This is a genomic window from Herbaspirillum sp. 1130, from assembly GCF_017833835.1.
Lineage (GTDB): Bacteria > Pseudomonadota > Gammaproteobacteria > Burkholderiales > Burkholderiaceae_D > Herbaspirillum > Herbaspirillum huttiense.
In genome coordinates this window covers 133,328-151,290 of sequence record NZ_JAFICQ010000007.1, presented here as the reverse complement: position 1 = coordinate 151,290, position 17,963 = coordinate 133,328, and the positions used below count along the sequence as shown (strand labels likewise).

The following is a 17,963-nucleotide window of genomic DNA, read 5'->3' as shown; positions in this document are numbered from 1 at the left end:
GATTCTCATTATATTCCCTCACCCTGATGAACGCCTGACGGCTGCTGACCGGCAGCGCCCCGCCGGGCCTTGTCCGGCGCGGCTGCGGCGATATGCCGCAGCGACCGCCGCGCAATCCTCTCCCAAGTGTTGTATTAAAGATAATGAAAGAAACGCAACTTCATCATTTTCTTTTATCATCTGAACAATAATTTCGGCAATCATGTCGCTTCTTCGCCGAATCCCGTTGAAATTTCCATGCGTAAATTTTTGCAGCGCACTATACTTATTTTTGTTTCCACAGGGAAATGCATGACCGGCTGCGCAGGCCGGATGACTGGGAGCCGGAAGGGCCGCGTGGGGGTGGCCGGGCCGGTGCGATCGATTCAAGCAGCTTGCACGGGAGCAGGCCTGTCGGCCTGAGTGACAACAACAAGATGATTCCACATCCAGCAGGGCCCGCCGGATCCGACATGCCGCAGCCGATGCCGCTGCGCACGTTGCTGGCTGAAATCAGCGCATTGACGCTGCACGTACAGCAACTGAGCCGCATGGCCGGCGAGGCCAGCGCACTGATCGACAACAGCCAGAGGCCGGCACCCGTTGCCCCGTCACCCTCAGGAGTCGGCAGGCAGGATGACGAGGCCGATGCCAGCCCCGCCCATCCATCCCCCTCGGTAGACCTGGAAGACGCCATCCTGCGCATCTTCGACGAGACCTTCGGGCCGCGCACCGACACCCTGGAACGCCAGATGAGCATGAGCCTGATCGCCGAGATCGGCCCGGCCGCCTTCGTGCAGAAGGTGCTGTGGGGCGAGGAGATCAGCGACATCGCGCTGACCATCGCGCTGGAGCGCATGCTGCCCGCGCTGGAACTGCTGGTGGAGGCGCATCCGCGCGCCTTCCTGCGCCAGGCCAACTCGGTGCTGGGGCGCTTCAAGTCCAACTAGGACGTTTATTCAACTCACTTGTCCGGCGCGCTGCGCTTGAGCGAACGCTGCAAGTGCGCCGCAAAGCGCGAGGCCGCAATCGACTGCCGGTGATAGGCCAGCGACAGCTGCGCGCGCGGTGCCGGCTCGCGGATGTCGATATAGCGCACCTGGGCCAGCTGCACCTGTTCGATCGCCTCGGGCACGATGGAGATGCCCAGCCCCGCGGCCACCAGATTGATGGCCGAGGTCAGTTGCGGGGCCAGCTGGATCACCTGCGGATCGAAGCCGGCCGCCTGGCAGGCGCTGAAGATGTTGTCATAGAGCGCCGAGCCCTTGCCGCGCGGGACCATGATGAAATTCTCCCCGGCCAGATCCTGCAAGTGCAGCGACTTGCGCCGCGCCAGCGGATGCGAACGCGGCAGCGCCACCTTCAGTTTTTCCGCCGGCAGCTCGACCACGCCCAGCTCCGCCGAGGGCGTGGTGACGATGCGCACGAAGGCCGCATCCAGCTGTGAGGCAGCGATATCGGCCAGCAGCTGTTCGGTGATGCCTTCACTCAGGGAAATTTCCAGCTTGCGATGGCGTTCGCGGAATTGCTGCAAGGCGTGCGACACCAGCGGATGAAATACCGCCGACGAAGTAAATCCCATGCGCAACAAACCCACTTCGCCGCTGGCCGCCTGCTGCGCGGCACGCAGGGCCTGCTCGGCATCGTCCACCGCTTTCTGTGCGTGCGGCAGGAACACGCGGCCGACCTCGGACAGCTCCACGCCGTGCGAGGTGCGCAGGAAGAGGGCACCGCCGATCTCGGCTTCCAGATCCTTGATCTGCATCGACAGCGGCGGTTGGCCGATGCCGACCTTCTCGGCGGCGCGCGTGAAACTGCGCTGTTCGGCCACGGCCAGGAAATAGCGGAGGTGTCGGAGTTCCATGTCGGGCGCGCTGTGAAGAGTGGATGATATCTGTTTTATAGATGGCGAGCGTGGGTGCCATATATTGGACAATATAGCCGAATTATTCCAGACTGCCTCCCTCCACAACACACCCCGTGCGCCGGCCCATCCCTGGCGCGCGCATCGCCATGCAGTCCGTCTCCGATACCTCCACCACCGGCAGCAGCGCCCTCCACGGCAAGCCGGTCAAGCAACCCGCCACCGTTCTACCGCGCGGAGCCGTGCGCGGATCAGCCGCCTATCGCAACATCGTACTGGCCTTGTTCTGTTCCGGTTTCGCCACGTTCTCGCTGCTGTATTGCGTGCAGCCGCTGCTGCCCGCCTTCGCGCAGGAATTCGGCATCGGTGCCGCGAGCGCATCGCTGGCACTCTCGCTGTCGACCGGTTTTCTGGCGGTGTCGATTCTGCTGGCGGGCATGGTGTCGGAACGCTATGGCCGCAAGGAACTGATGTTCGCCTCGCTGGCCACCGCGGCCTGCTGCAACCTGCTGGCCGGGGTGGCACCAAACTGGGAACTGATCCTGGTGGTGCGTGCGGTGGAGGGCATCGCACTGGGTGGCGTACCGGCGGTGGCGATGGCCTATCTCGCGGAGGAAATCGATGCCAGCGGGCTGGGCTATGCGATGGGGCTGTACGTGGGCGGCAATGCCTTTGGCGGGATGGTGGGGCGGGTGGCGATGAGCACCCTGTCCGAGCACATCGGCTGGCGTCATGCCATGCTGGCCATCGGCGCGCTGGATCTGGCGCTGGCGGTGGCCTTCGTGCTGATGCTGCCGGCCTCGCGCAACTTCGTGCGCAACGGCACGATGCAGTTGCGCGATCACGTCGCGCTGTGGAAGCGCCATCTCGGCCATGCGCGCCTGCCGCTGACCTTCGGCATCGCGGCGCTCAACATGGGCATCTTCGCCACGTCGTACAACTATGCGGGCTTCCGTCTGATGAGCCCGCCGTTCTCGCTCTCGGCCACGCTGACCGGGCTGATCTTCAGCGCCTACATCTTCGGCATCGTGTCCTCTTCCTGGGCCGGTTCGCTGGCCGACCGCTATGGCCGCGCACCGCTGGTGGCGGCCGGCATCGCCACCTCGTGCGCCGGACTGTTCCTGACCTGCACCTCGTCACTGGCGCTGGTGATCACGGGCATCGTGCTGCTGACCATCGGTTTCTTCACCACGCATTCGGCCGCCAGCAGCTGGGTCGGACGCATGGCCAGCAGCGGCCGCGGCCATGCGGCCTCGCTCTATCTGCTGTCCTACTACCTGGGCGGCAGTGTCCTCGGTTCGGCCGGTGGCTGGTTCTGGGAACACTCGGGCTGGAATGCGGTGGCCGCCTTCATGCTGTTGCAGGTGATGACGGCGGCCTGGCTGGCGCGGCGTCTGTGGCGGCAGGGACGCAATTGAAAAGGCCACCAGGCAAGAAGACCCGGACAAAAAAAATCCCCGGCCGCAGCCGGGGATAATCCTCAAGACCTCAGTCTGTCAAATTACGGAGTCTTGTCAGTCGGGGTGGCCGGCGAAGTGGCCAGGGCTTCATTGCGCTGGGCAGTGGAGTCCTTCTTTTCCTGCTTCAACTGGGCCTTGGCGGCCTTCTTGTCGGCCTTGTACTCCTGCTTGGCAGCCTTCTTCTGCGCCTTGTACTCGGCCTTGGCGTCGGCATCAGCCTGACGCTTCTGAACGAACGGGTCGTTCGACGGCACAGCCGACGGCGTGGTCGCGGTGGCGCTCATCGGCGCAGTCGGTGCAGCACCCACGGCGTTGCCGTTGGTCGGTGCATTCTGGGCCATGGCGCTACCGGCCAGGGCCATGAACAGGGACGAAATCAAGATGTGACGAGTCTTCATGCTTACCTCCTTGCGTTGTGTTTATCAAAAAGCCCGAGGCTTTCAGTAAGGTCGGGTCGCTGGATCGTTGATCCATGTCCATCACTATAGGCAGGCTTGCTGTTGCGCTATGTCGGACAAGGTCTGATTCTCAGCTTCCCCGATGCCGCAAATTGATGAGCGGTTTCGTGACCTGCCGCTCAGCTCGGTTTGCGTCATGCGTGATGCTCTGAACGCATCCCGCACAACAAGGTTCGGAGGAAAGTGCAAGCGTCAGTGAGCGTTGCAAGCAATCGTAACAAGCGGGAACTGCCCGCCCGGCAAGGCTTGTACTCACTTTCCGGCGGGCATCACGGCAGCTTCGTTCAACGGTCCGCGCGCACCACCACCTTGCCGAAGGGCCCACGCTCCAGATGCGCCAGTGCCTCGGGCAACTGCGCGAATCCATATTCCTGTTCCACCACCGGCACCAGGCGCAGGTGATCCACGGCACGCACCAGGTCTTCCAGCGCACGGCGGTGTCCCACACCGATGCCCTGGATGGTGTGGCGACCCAGCAGCAACGGAAAGATCGAAGTCTGCAACTGCGCATCGCCCAGCAAGCCGATGACCGACAAGCGGCCGCCTTGCCTGAGGGCCTGCAGCGAGCGCCCGATGTTCTCGCCGCCCACCAGTTCCAGCACATGATCGGCACCCCGTCCTTCCGTCAGGGCCCGCACCTCGTGCTGCCATTCCGGATGCTGGCTGCGCAGCAGGCCGTGCGTGGCACCCAGCGCCCGTGCGCGTTCCAGCTTGCCGGCATCGCCCGAGAGGAGGATGGTGCGCGCGCCATGCGCCGCCGCCAGTTGCACACCGAACAGCGCCACGCCGCCCGTGCCTTGCAGCACCACCGTCTGCCCGGCGTGCAAATGACCTTGCTCCACCAGCGCCATCCACGCCGTGAGACCGGCGCAGGGCAGGGTGCTGGCCTGCGCATCCGTCAAGTGCAATGGCGCGGCGACGGCCCAGTCTTCCTGCAGCAGCACGTACTCGGCCAGCATGCCGGGACCGGGCGCGCCCAGTGCCAGCGTGCCCTGCGGCCAGGGACCATCGAGCCAGCCGCCCCAGAACGTGGAGATCACGCGCTGGCCCGCAATGAAACGCTGCACACCGTCTCCCACCGCCACCACCTCGCCGGCCATGTCGGAAGCGGGCGTGAAGGGCGGCTGCACCTGCGCGCCGCCGGTGCCGTTGTCGATGTTCATCTTGTCGCGATAGTTGAGGGCGACGGCGGTCACGCGAACCAGGATCTGGCCGGGGCCAGGCCGGGGAATGGCGACGGTCTGCAATTGCAGGTGTTGCTTGCCGAACTGGCCGAGATGCCAGCGGCGCATGGTGTGGTCCATGGTGGCTCCTGATGATCGAGAGAAAAAGAAGAGCGCCAGTGTAGAAAAATTGCGCCCCGGCTTGTGGCGGCACTTTTTCTCTTGCTTGTAGAATCAGATTCACCAATCACCTGGCACTGCGGACAAGTTCCGGGCGCTCAAAGGAAACACATGGACAGCTTCAGCGGCATCTCGGTCTTCATTCAGGCGGTGGAGGCGGGCAGTTTCATTCGCGCGGCGGAACGCCTGCACCTGACGCGCTGGGCGGTCGGCAAGAGCATCGCGCGGCTGGAGGAACGGCTGGGCGTGCGCCTGTTCCAGCGCAATACGCGCAGCCAGAGCCTGACCGCCGAGGGACGCGCCTACTATGAACGCTGCCTGCGCGCACTGGAAGAACTGGAAAGCGCCCAGGCACTGGTCGGCGATGGCCAGCGCGAGCCCGCTGGCCAGGTACGCATCAGCACACCGGTCCTGTTCGGCCGACTGTGCGTGGCCCCGGTGCTGGTGGAACTGGCGCGGCGCTGGCCGCAGCTGGACATCGTGGCCTCCTTCACGGACCGCCGTGTGGATCTGATCGCAGAGGGGGTGGACCTGGTCCTGCGCAGCGGTCCCATGCCCGACACCAGTGACCTGGTCGCCCGCAGGATGGGCGCGCAGACCATGATGCTGTATGCCTCGCCGGACTATCTCGCGCAGCATGGCCGGCCGCGCCACTTCAAGGATCTGGCGCGGCATCACGGCATCCTCTACGGCAAGACCAGCGGCTGGCCCATCCGCGATGAAACGGGCGAAGTGCGCATCGCCACCGTCAGCAGCCGGCTGCGTTTCGACGATCTGGAAGCCATTGCCGATGCCACCGTGGCCGGGGCCGGGCTGGCCCACCTGCCGTGCTGGCTCATCCGCGACCATCTGAAGGCCGGCCGGCTGGTGAAGCTGATGCCCGAAGCTTCCTTCGCCACCATCGACATGCACCTGGCCTGGCCGCTCACGCGCCACCTGCCGCTGCGCGTGCGCACCGTGATCGATGCGCTGGCCGCTGCACTGCCACCGCTGCTGCGGGTCGACCGTCGCAAGATCACCGCGGCCGCCGCGCGCTGAGACCTCAGGCGCGGCGTTGTTCCGCTGCCGGGGACTGAGCGGGCAGGCTCTCCAGCCAGCCTTGCCAGAAGCGCCGTACCGCCCGCTCGAACTGGCGGCCATGGCGCTGGGCATCGGCGCGCAGGGTGGCCAGGCTGAGGTTGCGGGTGTGAGCGATCTCATGGGCGTGGCTCACCAGCCAGTGTTCGACCGTGCGCATGTCCACCTCGGGATGGAACTGCAGCGCCAGCCCGTGTCGCCCCCAGGCGAAAGCCTGGTTGGGATACAGCGCCGACGACGCCAGATGACGCGCCCCCGGCGGCAGGTCGAAGGTGTCGCCGTGCCAGTGCAGCACGGGGGTCTGCTGTTCCACCAGTTCCTGCAGCCAGGGGGTCTCGGCCAGATGCTGGCCCGCCTGCAGGCTGGCCCAGCCAATCTCCTTGCCGCAACTACCCGGGTAAACGCGTGCATGCAAGGCCGCCGCCATCAGCTGCGCACCCATGCAGATGCCCAGCGTCGGCAGATCTTCCAGCAAGCGTGCCCGCAGCCAGGCCACTTCCGCGCGCAGCCAGGGATAGGACTCGCTGTCATACACCGCCACCGGGCCCCCCAGCACGATGACCAGTTCGGCATCCAGCGGCGAAACGTCAATGAAGGACTCCACCCCGACATCGAAATAGCGAATCTGGTAACCGCCGGCAGTGAGCAGCGGGGCCAGCTGGCCCAGGTCTTCGGTGGCAACGTGACGCAGGGCGAGGGCGGTTTTCATCGGGCTGCTCCTGTGAGTGATATGAAGGGAAAAGCTGGAGAATCCGGATTCGCTATATCGTATCGTATACAGCGACTGCCTGAAAAACTTGCTCAAATTTGTTGAACAAGTCATTGGTATTCTCTATTGATGAAATAGAAAAAGCTTTGCGGCGGCGCAAAAGATGGAGGGGCAGCTAAAAGGCCGATATGAAAGGAATTTCGCCTTAGCCCTTTTAAATCAATAACTTGAGCCCAATATCCAAGGAGAAGAAATGCAACTTCTTGTCAAAATCTCATGTGCAGTTGCGGCGTGAAATCGCCGGTACAGCCTCGAAAAAACTGATTGTTCGCATATCTGGAATGATGTATTCCGCTTTATCCGGTTTTTCCCGGCGGCGGAAATCCCTAAACTGGGTTCCACGATGACAGCACACAACGACTGAACCACAAGGGTAGTCACAGGTTGCAGTGCTCATCTTCTTACTCACAAAGGAACGATCATGAACACCAAGAATATTGCCAAGAACCTGTTTGCCGGTCTGCTGCTCACCTCCGCCGTTGGCGCCGCCATGGCCGAGGCACCGTATCCTGCCGAGACCCAGATCGTCTCGACCAAGAGCCGCGCTGAAGTGATCGCCGACCTGCAACAGGCCCGCGCCAACGGCGAGCTGCTGGTCACCGACCAATATCCGGTCGACAAGCCCTTCGTCTCCACCAAGACCCGCGCCGACGTGGTCGCCGAGCTCAAGCAAGCCCGCGCCAATGGCGAACTGCTGGTGAGCGATCAATATCCGGTGGAAAAGCCTTTCCACTCGACCCTGACCCGCGCGCAGGTGCAGCAAGAGCTGCAACAAGCCCGCCAGGACGGCACCGCCGTCAGCAACACCCAGGCACCTTCGCTGTAACCCGCACCATCCCGTCCTGACCCGGCCTACGCGCCAGGCCAGGGCCGCAGCAAACGCACCGGCGATCCCGGTGCGACAGTCTCTCCCCAGGCGGGCCTCATGAAAGCGACGTTCTCTCCCCTCGGTCGCCGGTAGTGCGGCCCGCCTGCCTTTTCTGCCTGCGGCCACCGGTCGTCAACAGGCCTCTGCAGATCTGCATGGATGCGATTTCGCCACCACGAATCTGCCTGCTTCATTCATCCCGTTTTCTAAGTTTTCTGCAAGGCGATTTGCCTCGTCTCGAAGGGCATTTCTCCTATGAAGAAGCACTTAAAGCGACAATTTCACGACTGTCATAAAACTTAAATTTCGACTTTTACATTTATAAGTTTTGCGAATATCAAGTTATAATTTTTTCTGCATCCGCTTGTTCTGTATTTCGGAATGATGAATTCCGTTTTGGCCTCTTTATCGATTTGCTGCAGATGCCTACACTGGATTCCAAGATGACAGCACACAACGACTGAACCACCAACGTCGGCCCAGGTTGACGTGCTCATCTCCTCACTCACCAAGGAACGATCATGAACACCAAGAACATTGCAAAGAATCTCTTCGCCGGCCTGCTGTTGACCACCGCCGTCGGTACCGCCATGGCTGAAGCCTCGCGCGTCCCCGACACCAAGTTCGTCTCCACCAAGACCCGCGCCGAAGTCATCGCCGAACTCCAGCAAGCCCGCGCCACCGGCCAGCTGCTGGTGACCGACCGTGACCAGGACGTCAAGGCCGTGGCCTCCGCCAAGACCCGCGACGAAGTGCGCGCCGAACTGGTCCAGGCTCGCAACAATGGTGAACTGGCCATCTCCAACCAGTAAGCCCTGACGCATCAGTCTCCGTATCGGCATCACTTCGCACCGGCCTCGCCGGTGCCAGCGTTTCTCCCCAGGCGGGCCTCATGAAAGCGACGTTCTCTCCCCTCGGTCGCCGGTAATCTGGCCCGCCTGCCTTTGCGCTTCCGCATTCCTCTCTTCATCGCTTGCTGGCCATTTTTGTGCAACAGCATGCAGTCCCATTTACTTAGTTTCTGGTGCAACAAAGTCTTAGAAACGTCCATTCCTGTTTCTAAGTTTTTCTTGCGCGACTGTCTCGATCATTTGGCTCTCATTTATCAGTCATGCATGTGACCACGAGGGGATCGCTGAAGAAATCGAATTGTTAGTATTTTTCGGAACAATGAATTCCGGTTTTTCACCTTTCTCCCGGTGCCGTGTTTCCCTAAACTGGGCACCAAGATGACAGCACGCGATGACTGATCCACCACCACCGGAACGGGTTGACGTGCGCATCCTCTCTCACGAAAAAGGAACCCATCATGAACACCAAGAACATTGCCAAGAACCTGTTTGCCGGCCTGCTGCTGACCACCGCCGTCGGTGCTGCCATGGCTGAAGCCCAATACCCCGCTGAAACCCGTTTCGTCTCCACCAAGACCCGCGCCGATGTCGTGGCCGAGCTGCAACAGGCCCGTGCCAATGGCCAGCTGCTGGTGAGTGATCGTGACCAGGACGTGAAGGCCGTGGCCTCCGGCAAGAGCCGTGATGAAGTCCGCGCCGAACTGGTCCAGGCCCGCGCCAATGGCGAGCTGGCCATCTCGAATCAGTAAGTTGCGGTCGCAAAAAAGGCGCCCCGGACCAGCCGGCGCGCCAGATTCCCCTCCAGGCGGGCCCCACGCAAGTGCGGCCCGCTTCGTTTTGTTCAGCCGGTTTTCTCTCCCGGCGCGCCATCGATGATGGTGTCCAGTGCCTCAGGCTGGTTGCGCGACGATACCTCGGCGCGCAGGCGGGGCAGGGCTTCCGGATAATTGCTGGCGATGAAGCCGATCATGTGCTCGCGGATCTGGCAGCGCAGGTCGAAGGCCGAGCCCGAATCCCGGGCCGAGACCAGCAGGCGGATCTGCATGTTGCGCTCACTGGTATCGGTCACGTGCATCACGCAGACGCGCTTGTCCCATAGCGGCAGGGTCTGGCAGACGCGCTCGAATTCGGCGCGGATGGCGTTCGTCGGCACGGCGAAATCCAGCCACAGGAAGACCGTGCCGAGGATGGTGGAGGAGGTGTGGGTCCAGTTCTCGAAGGGATTCTCGATGAACCATTGCAGCGGCACGATCATGCGCCGCTCATCCCAGATCCTCACCACGACGAAAGTGCCCGTGATCTCTTCCACACGGCCCCATTCCCCCTTGACGATGAGCACGTCATCGATGCGGATCGGTTGCGAGAAGGCAATCTGCAGGCCGGCGAAGAAATTGCCCAGCACCGGCTTGGCCGCGATACCGGCGACGATACCGGCCACCCCGGCCGAGGCCAGCAGGCTGGCACCGAACTGGCGCGCACCGGGCAAGGTCAGCAGCACGAAGGCCAGGCCCAGCAGGGCGATGATGAAGTAGGCACTGCGCGAGAGCACGCGGGTCTGGGTCAGGATGCGGCGTGCCTTGAGGTTGTCGGCCACATCATAGGGATTGAGGTTGACCACCGTGGTGCTGACCGATTTCACGCAGCGCATGAGGAACCAGGTCAGCGCCAGGATGAAGGCCACCGAGGTCAGGTAGGAGATGCGCGTGAGGCCGGGGGTATTGTCCGGCGCACCGGCCAGCACCAGGCGCAGCATGAAGAGGATCACGCAGGTGCGGCTGGCATTGAAGGTGACGGTCGTGGCCGTGGTGGTAAAGGGCCGGCCGCGCGCCAGGCGTCGTACCAGGGCGATGCCCATGCGGTGCAGGACGATGCCGACGACCACCGCCACCAGGGCCACGCCCAATACGATCAGGCCGGAGCGCAGCGGCCCCTCGTTCATGTTGTACAGAAAATCGAGATCCAGGCTCATCCGTTCCCTTCCATCCAGAGTGTTGTTGAAGCGGTACGCGCGGGGCGCTTGTTCCGGTTCGAACAGGGATGGGGGAATTTGTTTCCGTCAATTTCCTGGCATGGGCCCGCTTGATGCGGGCGAACCGGTAGCGGACGTGGCCTCCAGCGCCGCCACCAGCAGGCAGGCGGTCTCCACCGCCGCCGCCTGGGCCAGCTCAACCGGGGCCGGCCGCTGGCGCGTGAGGGCGTGCAATGCGGCAGCATCCTGTTCCTGCAGGGCTTGCGCCAGGGCAAGCAGCCAGGCCGGCAGGGACGCTTCGACCGGCTGCGGATGCGCCCACAGATGGCTGGCCGCCGCAGCCAGGCGGCGCGACAGGGCCACCGCCGTGCGGCCGCGCCCGTGATCGCGTTCGGGCCAGCCGCGTTCGCGCGCCAGGCGTTGCAACAGCAGACCGGCCTCGACGTTGGCCACGCAGGCCGCGCGGCGATGCGCATGCAGCGACGACAGGCGGGCCTTGTCGGGTGCCGTGTCGTGCACCGCCAGTGCCGCCGTCAGATAGGCCAGATTGAGACCGGCCATGGTGCGCAACTGGCCCTGTGGATCGGCCTCGTGGCGGCGCGGCCAGAACAGGTAACTGGCCAGCACCGCCACCAGCGCGCCGATGACATTGTTGCCCGCGCGCAGCGCGGCATTGGCCAGCTCATGCGCGGGATCGCCACCGACATCGGCCACCAGCACGAATACCGGCGTGAGAAAAGTCGCATACAGCCCATAGCTCACCGGGCGCAGCGCCATCGTCAGTACCGTCAGCGGGAACACCAGCAGCGCCAGCCCCAGCGGCGAATGCACCACCAGGCAGACGGCCACGGCCAGCGCGCCGCCGACCACGCTGCCGACGGCGCGCTCCATGCTGCGCGACCAGCTGTCGGCAATGCTGGGCTGCATGACCAGCATGGTGGCCATGGTGGCCCAGTAGCCGAAAGGCAGTTCCAGCAGATGCACGATGAGGTAGGTCGCCCCGGCCGCTGCCGCGCAGCGCCAGGCGTGATGCCATTCCGCCGATCCGGCGCGCACGTGCAGCGCGGCCTTGCGCCCCAGTGCGCGCAGGCGATGCAGCAGGGCAGACATGCCGTGGCGCGCCTGATGTCCGGCGCGGGCGGCCTGCTTGAGGCGGGCCGGATCGTCCGCGCCCAGGGCCAGCGGGGTATCGAGCTGCTGCAACAGCCGCCCGGTGCCGCTGGGCAGGCGCGCCACCAGCTGGCGCAGGCGCAGCATGATGCGCGCATCTTCATCGGCGGCAATCGCCTCGCCGCGCTGCATCTCGCGCTGCATGGCCTGCAGCTGGCGCGCAATCGCACCCAGCACGCGGGCACTGCGCAAGCGCGCTCGCAGGGGCTGGTAATGCGTCAGCTGCAGATCGGCCAGCACGGTGATGCCATCGAGGAGAGCGTCGGCGCGGGCCAGCCGCACCAGCAGGTTTTCGTAGAGGCGACGGGACTCGGTGCGTTCGACCGCCACCGCATCGAGCGTGCGATGGGCGGCGGCCAGATCGAAGCGCGCATGGCGGCGGGTGTGGGCCGCCAGATCGGCGGCATGCACGGCATAGGCGGGATCGGCGGCATCGGTATTGGCCGCGAGGGCGGCCAGTTCAGCCAGCGTGCCATAGGCGCGCGCCACCGCCTGGCGCGCCGGGGCGAAGGGGTGGATGCGCCACACCGTCAAGCCCAGCAGCAGCGCCCACAGGCAACCGGCGAAATAGATCAGGACATGGCTCTGCGCCAGCGGCCACAGCACCACCGGCGCATCGGCCATGATGGCAGAGACGCCCGCCGCCAGCATCAGCACCAGACCCGCTGCGGCACCGTAGATGCGCGAGAAGCCGGCCACGCCGGCGCAGGCCATGATGGTCAGCAAACCCGCTTCCACGCGCCAGCCGGCGGCGCTGGCGGCGATCATGCCGCCCAGCGTCGAGGCCAGCGCGAAGCCGCCCATGGAGGCCAGGCGCGCGCGATTGGAACCGGCGCTGTCGGCCAGGCTGGTCAGGAAGGCGCCGATGGCCGCCCACGAGAACAGGGGATTGCCCAGCCACTCGCCCAGCAGCAGCATGGCCGCCGCTCCGCAGGCCGCACGCAGGCCCTCGGAGAGGTTGGCGTGGCGCAGCGGGAACTGCAGGCGCCAGCGTTCGACACGGGTGCGGCAGCGCCGGCAGTAGTGCAGCAGCAGGAATCGATAGAGGGAAAAACGGACGGAAAAACGCGACGACAAGAGCGGCGGCATGATCGTGCTGGCGAGCGGACAGGTGGAGGAGGGCAGGGCACTCGTGGAGAGTGCCGACACCTGCGCACTCACGGCGTCAAGACGTCATTCCGGTTCCGAATTCACGAGTGAGGAGGGGCGGCAGGTATCGGCAAGGCCAGTATAGGAATCAGGGCGTATTCATGGCATGACTTAAATTCACCGATTCCATTCCAAAATGGAATGCTGACGCTTTTTGCACCGAGGCGCTCCGGTACGCTCTTTTCTCTTTACCTGCGCACGCGGCCACCCGCAAACAATTCTTCGCTCAAGGCCATCCACGCCCGCGCCGCATGCGAGAGATAACCGCCGCCGCGTGTGACATAGGCGACCTGCCATTGCACTTCCGGCTCCACCAGCCGCACCGCCTGCAGCTGGTCGGTGGCGAGGCGGTGGATGAAGGGTTCGGGCAGCAGCGCCGCCCCCATGCCGGCCAGGGCCATGGCCACCAGCCAGTCCCACTGGGCGCTCTGGGCCACGATCTCGGGCCGGATGCCCAATTCCCCGAACATGCCGCGCAGGCTGCGGGTGAGGCCGAACTCGTTGTTGAGCAGCACCAGCGGCATGCCATCGAGCTGGGCGCAACGCAGGGTGGCGCGGTTCTTCTGGAAGCGGCCGGCCTGGGCCACGGCCCACATGGGATAGCGCGCCACCGGCAGGGTCTGCAATTCCAGTTCCGGATCAGCGGGCAGGACGGTCATGCCGATTTCCAGTTCGCCATTGGCCACGCGCTCTTCGATCTGCGGGCCGGTGTCTTCCTTCAGGACGATGGCAATCTCGGGATGGCGTTCGCGGAAGGCCTTCAGCACCGGGGTGCAGAGGATGTTGATCATGGGCGGAATCCCGATCTCCAGACGGCCGCAGCGCAGCGCCTTGGTATCGCGCACCTCGGCGTCCAGCCGCTGCATGGAGGCCAGGATCTGCTGGCCCTGCTCATACACCACGCGCCCGGTATCGGTGAGCTGCAGGCGGCGGCCATCGCGCACCAGCAGCGGGGCGTCGACCTCGTCTTCCAGCTGGCGCACCATCTTGCTGACGGTGGACTGGGTCACGTGCAAGGCATCGGCGGCGCGGCTGAAGCTGGCCAGGCGGACCGTCTCGGTGAAGTAGCGCAGGGCGCGGATGTCCATGGCAGCGGCTTTCGGCGGTGTTTCAGGGTGGCAGGGAAGTATGCATTTTCCGACTGGAACGGCGGAATTTTAATCATACAGTGCATACCTGCCGGCTCCTATACTTGGGACAAACAAGATGCAAGAAGTCCGTCATGGATGCACTTCTCACTCCCTAAAGAACCCGAGCAGGAGCACACTCTCATGGATAGCCAGCGCATTCGCCAGCCCGCCTTGGCCGGCAAAGTCATGTCCGCCGCCGAGGCGGCCACCTTCTTCCACAACGGCATGACCATCGGCCTGAGCGGCTTCACCCGCGCCGGTGATGCCAAGGCCATGCCGCGTGCGCTGGCCGACCGCGCCGCGCAGGAAGAGCTGCATTTCACCGTCATCACCGGGGCCTCTCTGGGCAATGGCAGCGATGGCCTGATGGCCGAGGCCGGCCTGCTGGCGCGACGCCTGCCGTTCCAGGTCGACCCCACGCTGCGCAAGAAGATCAATGCGGGCGAAGTCATGTTCATCGACCAGCATCTCTCGGAGACGGCCGAACAATTGCGCAGCGGCACGCCCTCGCGCGTCGACATCGCCGTCATCGAAGCTGCGGCGATTAACGAAGAGGGTATCGTACCGACCATGTCGGTCGGCAATTCGGCCAGCTTCGTGGAGCAGGCGCGGCATATCGTGATCGAACTCAACACCAGCATGCCGCTGGCGCTGGAGGGCCTGCACGACATCTACCTGCCGGCAGCACGACCCGAGCGCAAACCCATCCCGCTGACGGCAGCGGGCGATCGCATCGGCCACCCGACCATTCCCTTCGATCCCGAGAAGGTGGTGGCCATCGTGCTCACCGAGACGCCCGACAGCCCCTCCTCGGTGCTGCCGCCGGACGATGAGACGCGGGCCATTGCGCGTCACGTGATCCATTTCCTCGAATGCGAAGTGGAAGCCGGACGTCTGCCGCATACGCTGGCGCCACTGCAGGCAGGCATCGGCACGATCGCCAATGCGGTGCTGCACGGGCTGGTGGAGTCACCGTTCCGCAATCTGGTGATGTATTCGGAAGTGCTGCAGGACAGCGCCATCGATCTGCTCGACTCGGGCCAGCTGGCTTTTGCCTCCGCCTCCTCGATCACGCTGTCGCAGGCCAAGTATGCGCATTTCCTGGCCAACCTGGATCGCTATCGCGACAAGCTGGTGCTGCGTCCGCAGGAGATCAGCAATCATCCGGAACTGGTGCGCAGACTGGGCATCATCGGGCTCAATACCGCGCTGGAATTCGACATCTACGGCAACGTCAATTCCACCCACGTGGGCGGCACCCACATGATGAACGGCATCGGCGGCTCGGGCGACTTTGCGCGCAACGGACAGCTATCGATCTTCGTGTCGAAGTCGGTGGCCAAGGACGGCGCCATTTCCAGCGTGGTGCCCATGGTCTCGCATGTGGACCACAGCGAACATGATGTGGACGTGCTGGTCACCGAATGGGGACTGGCCGACCTGCGCGGCCTGGCACCGCGCGAGCGCGCGGTGAAGGTGATCGAGCAGTGCTGCCATCCGGATTACCGGCCGCAGCTGCGCGACTATTTCGAACGCGCCTGCCGGGCCGGTGGCCATACGCCGCATCTGCTGGGCGAGGCGTTCTCCTGGCACCAGCATTACGCGCAACAGCGCACCATGCGGCTGGATCAGCGTCAGGCTTGACGTGCACCACGCGCCATCAAAAAAAAATGCCTGCGTGATGCAGGCATTTTCACGTTGATACGCGGGCCCGTCAGCGGGACAACCCCTCAGAAGGTTTCCCAGTCGCCCTCGCCAGCATCCTTCTTGTAGGAGGAGGAAGGGCCTTGCCCGGCAGCCGGCTGTGCCTTGGCGGCGCGCGCAGGTGCCACCGGAAGCGACGGCCTGGACACGGCCTTGGGGGCCGGCTTGGCGGCAGCAGCCGCAGGCACCACCGGCACTGGCCGCACCACGCCGCCGGCGGTCTTGAAGATCCCCACCGCACTGCGCAGTTCGGTTGCCTGTTCAGACATGGCCTGGGCCGCCGCCGCAGCCTGCTCCACCAGTGCCGCATTCTGCTGGGTAACCTGGTCCATCTGGCCGAGCGCCTGGTTGACCTGCTCGATGCCGGCCGTCTGTTCCAGCGAAGCGGCGGAGATTTCGTTCATGATCTGCGTGACGTTGCGCACCGCCTGTACCACTTCATCGATGGTCCCGCCCGCTTCGCTGACCAGGTGAGTGCCGCGTTGTACGCGTTCCCCCGACAGCACGATGAGATCCTTCACATCCTTGGCAGCGGCGGCGCTGCGCTGGGCCAGCGAGCGCACTTCGCTGGCGACCACGGCAAAGCCGCGTCCCTGCTCACCGGCGCGTGCCGCTTCCACGGCCGCATTGAGCGCCAGGATATTGGTCTGGAAGGCGATGCCTTCAATGACGGTGATGATCTCGGACACCTTGCTGGAACTGTCGGAAATCTCGTTCATGGTGGAGATGACGCGGCCGACCACTTCGCCACCCTTGAGGGCCAGCGCGGAAGCATCCTCGGCCACGACGTTGCCCTGCCGGGCGTTGTCGGAATTCTGGCGCACGGTGGAGGTCAGCTCTTCCATGCTCGACGCGGTTTCTTCCAGCGATGCCGCCTGCTGCTCGGTGCGTTGCGACAGATCGGTATTGCCGGTGGCGATTTCGCCTGCGGCCACCGAAATCGATTCCCCCGAGGTCTGGATGCCACGCACGATGGTGGTGAGCTGCTCGCGCATGCTGGCCAGCGAGGCCATCAGGCTGGTGCGGTCATTGTGCTTCAGGGGAACCGGTACCGTCAGGTCTCCCGCGGCGATATGCTGGGCGACCAGCGCGGCGGCGGCCGGCTCTCCGCCGAGGGCCTTGAGGATACTGCGGGTGATGGCAAGGCCGGCGACAATGGCCAACAGTACCGTGAGCGCGCCGCCGCCGATGAGCACCGCGAGGGTGGCGCTGCTGAGCTCACGGACCTGCTCGGCGCGTACCTTGAGCAGCGATTCTTCGGCTTTCACGAATTCACTCTGCAGGCCGCGGAAGCGGTCCATGAAGACCTTGTCGTGGGTGGCGCCGAAGTAGGCTTGCAGAGCCTGGGTGGAAGCGCTGGCATTGGCTTCCTTGCGCAACCTGATCAGGGTCTGGTCGACCTCTTCGATCTTGTTGGTCAGCTCCAGCATCTCGGTCAGCCGCTTCTGCTGGACCGGGTTGTCGGCGGTCAGTGCCTTGGCCTGATCAAACGCCTTGCTGAACGCCTTGCGCCCACCAAGGTAAGGATCGAGAAACGCCTCGTTGCCGGAGGCCACGTAACCACGAATGCCGGTCTCGATGTTGACCATGTTGATCAGCATGTCGTCGGCCGCGCCCATGACCTCATAGGTATGGACATTCATGGCACTGGCCCCTTCGAGCCGGTTGAAGTTGAACAGCGAGAGGCTGCTTACCGCCAGCGACACCACCACCATGCTGAGAAAGGCCAGCCCCAGTTTTCGACCGACGGTCATTGATCCAAACATTTTCCTCACCCCATTGTTGCCAGCGCATCGCTGGTTGGTTTTCATGTCATTACGTTGAAATGCCGCGCACCGGAATGCGCGACAGCGTACCCGCAGCGCTCTGCACGAGGCGGCGGGGTCTTTGATGCAAACAGTTAAAAAAGAAGTGCGAGCGCGTACCCGATGCGCAATGGCATCAGGTCTTCATGGCCTTGGCAATGGCATCAGCAGCCTGGGATTTGAAAGAATCCCCGGTCCGGATGTCGGCATGAAGTGCGATCTCTTCAAACGTCGCTGTGAGGGTTTCCATGATCTGCTCAAGCCGGTTGAGCTGGTGGATCAGCGATCGGGAATGATGCTCAGCAAGAGCGTCATCCTCTTTTTCGATGGCCATTTTCTGGTTCCCCGCTTTGGATGATCGATACGA

At 63.9% G+C, this 17,963-nt stretch carries 17 protein-coding genes; 7 read left to right on the top strand and 10 right to left on the bottom strand.

Translation table 11 applies throughout. The features are described 5' to 3' along the window. Positions 1 to 18: 18 nt before the first annotated feature. Positions 19 to 204, bottom strand: a complete 186-nt coding sequence (locus tag JOD78_RS26200; RefSeq protein ID WP_209569948.1) for a hypothetical protein — start codon at positions 202 to 204, stop codon at positions 19 to 21. A gap of 248 nt (positions 205 to 452) precedes the next feature. On the opposite strand from JOD78_RS26200, the gene JOD78_RS26195 reads away from it, so the two are divergent. Next, a complete protein-coding gene (locus JOD78_RS26195; protein ID WP_209569946.1) occupies positions 453 to 929 on the top strand; it encodes a hypothetical protein in 477 nt (158 codons plus the stop codon). 14 nt (positions 930 to 943) lie between these two features. Here the strand turns inward: JOD78_RS26195 and JOD78_RS26190 are convergent, their stop codons facing one another. Continuing rightward, positions 944 to 1,843, bottom strand: a complete 900-nt coding sequence (locus JOD78_RS26190; RefSeq protein ID WP_209534901.1) for a LysR family transcriptional regulator — start codon at positions 1,841 to 1,843, stop codon at positions 944 to 946. Positions 1,844 to 1,992: 149 nt separating this feature from the next. Between JOD78_RS26190 and JOD78_RS26185 the strand changes: the two genes are divergently transcribed. After that, entirely contained in the window at positions 1,993 to 3,261 is a 1,269-nt protein-coding gene (locus tag JOD78_RS26185; protein WP_204726353.1) for an MFS transporter, read from the top strand. 83 nt (positions 3,262 to 3,344) lie between these two features. Here JOD78_RS26185 and JOD78_RS26180 read toward each other — a convergent pair whose 3' ends face one another. Then, the gene (locus JOD78_RS26180) at positions 3,345 to 3,701 is read right to left on the bottom strand and encodes a hypothetical protein (protein WP_034332285.1); all 357 of its coding nucleotides are present in this window, start codon (positions 3,699 to 3,701) and stop codon (positions 3,345 to 3,347) included. Positions 3,702 to 4,045: 344 nt separating this feature from the next. Then, a complete protein-coding gene (locus tag JOD78_RS26175) occupies positions 4,046 to 5,065 on the bottom strand; it encodes an NAD(P)-dependent alcohol dehydrogenase (RefSeq protein WP_209569944.1) in 1,020 nt (339 codons plus the stop codon). 150 nt (positions 5,066 to 5,215) lie between these two features. On the opposite strand from JOD78_RS26175, the gene JOD78_RS26170 reads away from it, so the two are divergent. Continuing rightward, complete coding sequence (locus tag JOD78_RS26170; protein ID WP_209569942.1) at positions 5,216 to 6,142, top strand: LysR family transcriptional regulator; 927 nt, start codon at positions 5,216 to 5,218, stop codon at positions 6,140 to 6,142. A 4-nt stretch (positions 6,143 to 6,146) separates the two neighbouring features. Here the strand turns inward: JOD78_RS26170 and JOD78_RS26165 are convergent, their stop codons facing one another. After that, a complete protein-coding gene (locus tag JOD78_RS26165) occupies positions 6,147 to 6,890 on the bottom strand; it encodes a glutamine amidotransferase (protein WP_209569941.1) in 744 nt (247 codons plus the stop codon). 481 nt (positions 6,891 to 7,371) lie between these two features. Here JOD78_RS26165 and JOD78_RS26160 point away from each other — a divergent pair, with 481 nt between their 5' ends. From JOD78_RS26160 to JOD78_RS26150, 3 genes are all read left to right on the top strand, one after another. Then, entirely contained in the window at positions 7,372 to 7,776 is a 405-nt protein-coding gene (locus JOD78_RS26160; RefSeq protein ID WP_204726266.1) for a DUF4148 domain-containing protein, read from the top strand. A gap of 563 nt (positions 7,777 to 8,339) precedes the next feature. Then, positions 8,340 to 8,630 carry a DUF4148 domain-containing protein gene (locus JOD78_RS26155; RefSeq protein ID WP_034332278.1) on the top strand — a complete coding sequence of 97 codons (291 nt, stop codon included), beginning with the start codon at positions 8,340 to 8,342 and terminating at the stop codon, positions 8,628 to 8,630. 497 nt (positions 8,631 to 9,127) lie between these two features. Continuing rightward, positions 9,128 to 9,418 carry a DUF4148 domain-containing protein gene (locus JOD78_RS26150; RefSeq protein WP_121037318.1) on the top strand — a complete coding sequence of 97 codons (291 nt, stop codon included), beginning with the start codon at positions 9,128 to 9,130 and terminating at the stop codon, positions 9,416 to 9,418. Positions 9,419 to 9,510: 92 nt separating this feature from the next. Here JOD78_RS26150 and JOD78_RS26145 read toward each other — a convergent pair whose 3' ends face one another. From JOD78_RS26145 to JOD78_RS26135, 3 genes are all read right to left on the bottom strand, one after another. After that, positions 9,511 to 10,638: a mechanosensitive ion channel domain-containing protein gene (locus tag JOD78_RS26145; RefSeq protein WP_121037321.1), complete on the bottom strand. Its 1,128-nt coding sequence runs from the start codon at positions 10,636 to 10,638 to the stop codon at positions 9,511 to 9,513. Positions 10,639 to 10,725: 87 nt separating this feature from the next. Further along, entirely contained in the window at positions 10,726 to 12,969 is a 2,244-nt protein-coding gene (locus JOD78_RS26140; RefSeq protein ID WP_348534286.1) for an FUSC family protein, read from the bottom strand. A 176-nt stretch (positions 12,970 to 13,145) separates the two neighbouring features. Next, positions 13,146 to 14,045 (bottom strand): LysR substrate-binding domain-containing protein, encoded by a 900-nt coding sequence (locus JOD78_RS26135; RefSeq protein ID WP_039788456.1) that lies wholly within the window; start codon positions 14,043 to 14,045, stop codon positions 13,146 to 13,148. Positions 14,046 to 14,228: 183 nt separating this feature from the next. On the opposite strand from JOD78_RS26135, the gene JOD78_RS26130 reads away from it, so the two are divergent. Further along, positions 14,229 to 15,731: an acetyl-CoA hydrolase/transferase family protein gene (locus tag JOD78_RS26130; protein WP_209569939.1), complete on the top strand. Its 1,503-nt coding sequence runs from the start codon at positions 14,229 to 14,231 to the stop codon at positions 15,729 to 15,731. Positions 15,732 to 15,817: 86 nt separating this feature from the next. Here JOD78_RS26130 and JOD78_RS26125 read toward each other — a convergent pair whose 3' ends face one another. Continuing rightward, positions 15,818 to 17,557 carry a methyl-accepting chemotaxis protein gene (locus JOD78_RS26125; RefSeq protein WP_245202310.1) on the bottom strand — a complete coding sequence of 580 codons (1,740 nt, stop codon included), beginning with the start codon at positions 17,555 to 17,557 and terminating at the stop codon, positions 15,818 to 15,820. 175 nt (positions 17,558 to 17,732) lie between these two features. Then, complete coding sequence (locus JOD78_RS26120) at positions 17,733 to 17,930, bottom strand: hypothetical protein (RefSeq protein ID WP_245202309.1); 198 nt, start codon at positions 17,928 to 17,930, stop codon at positions 17,733 to 17,735. Between the last annotated feature and the right edge of the window lie 33 nt (positions 17,931 to 17,963).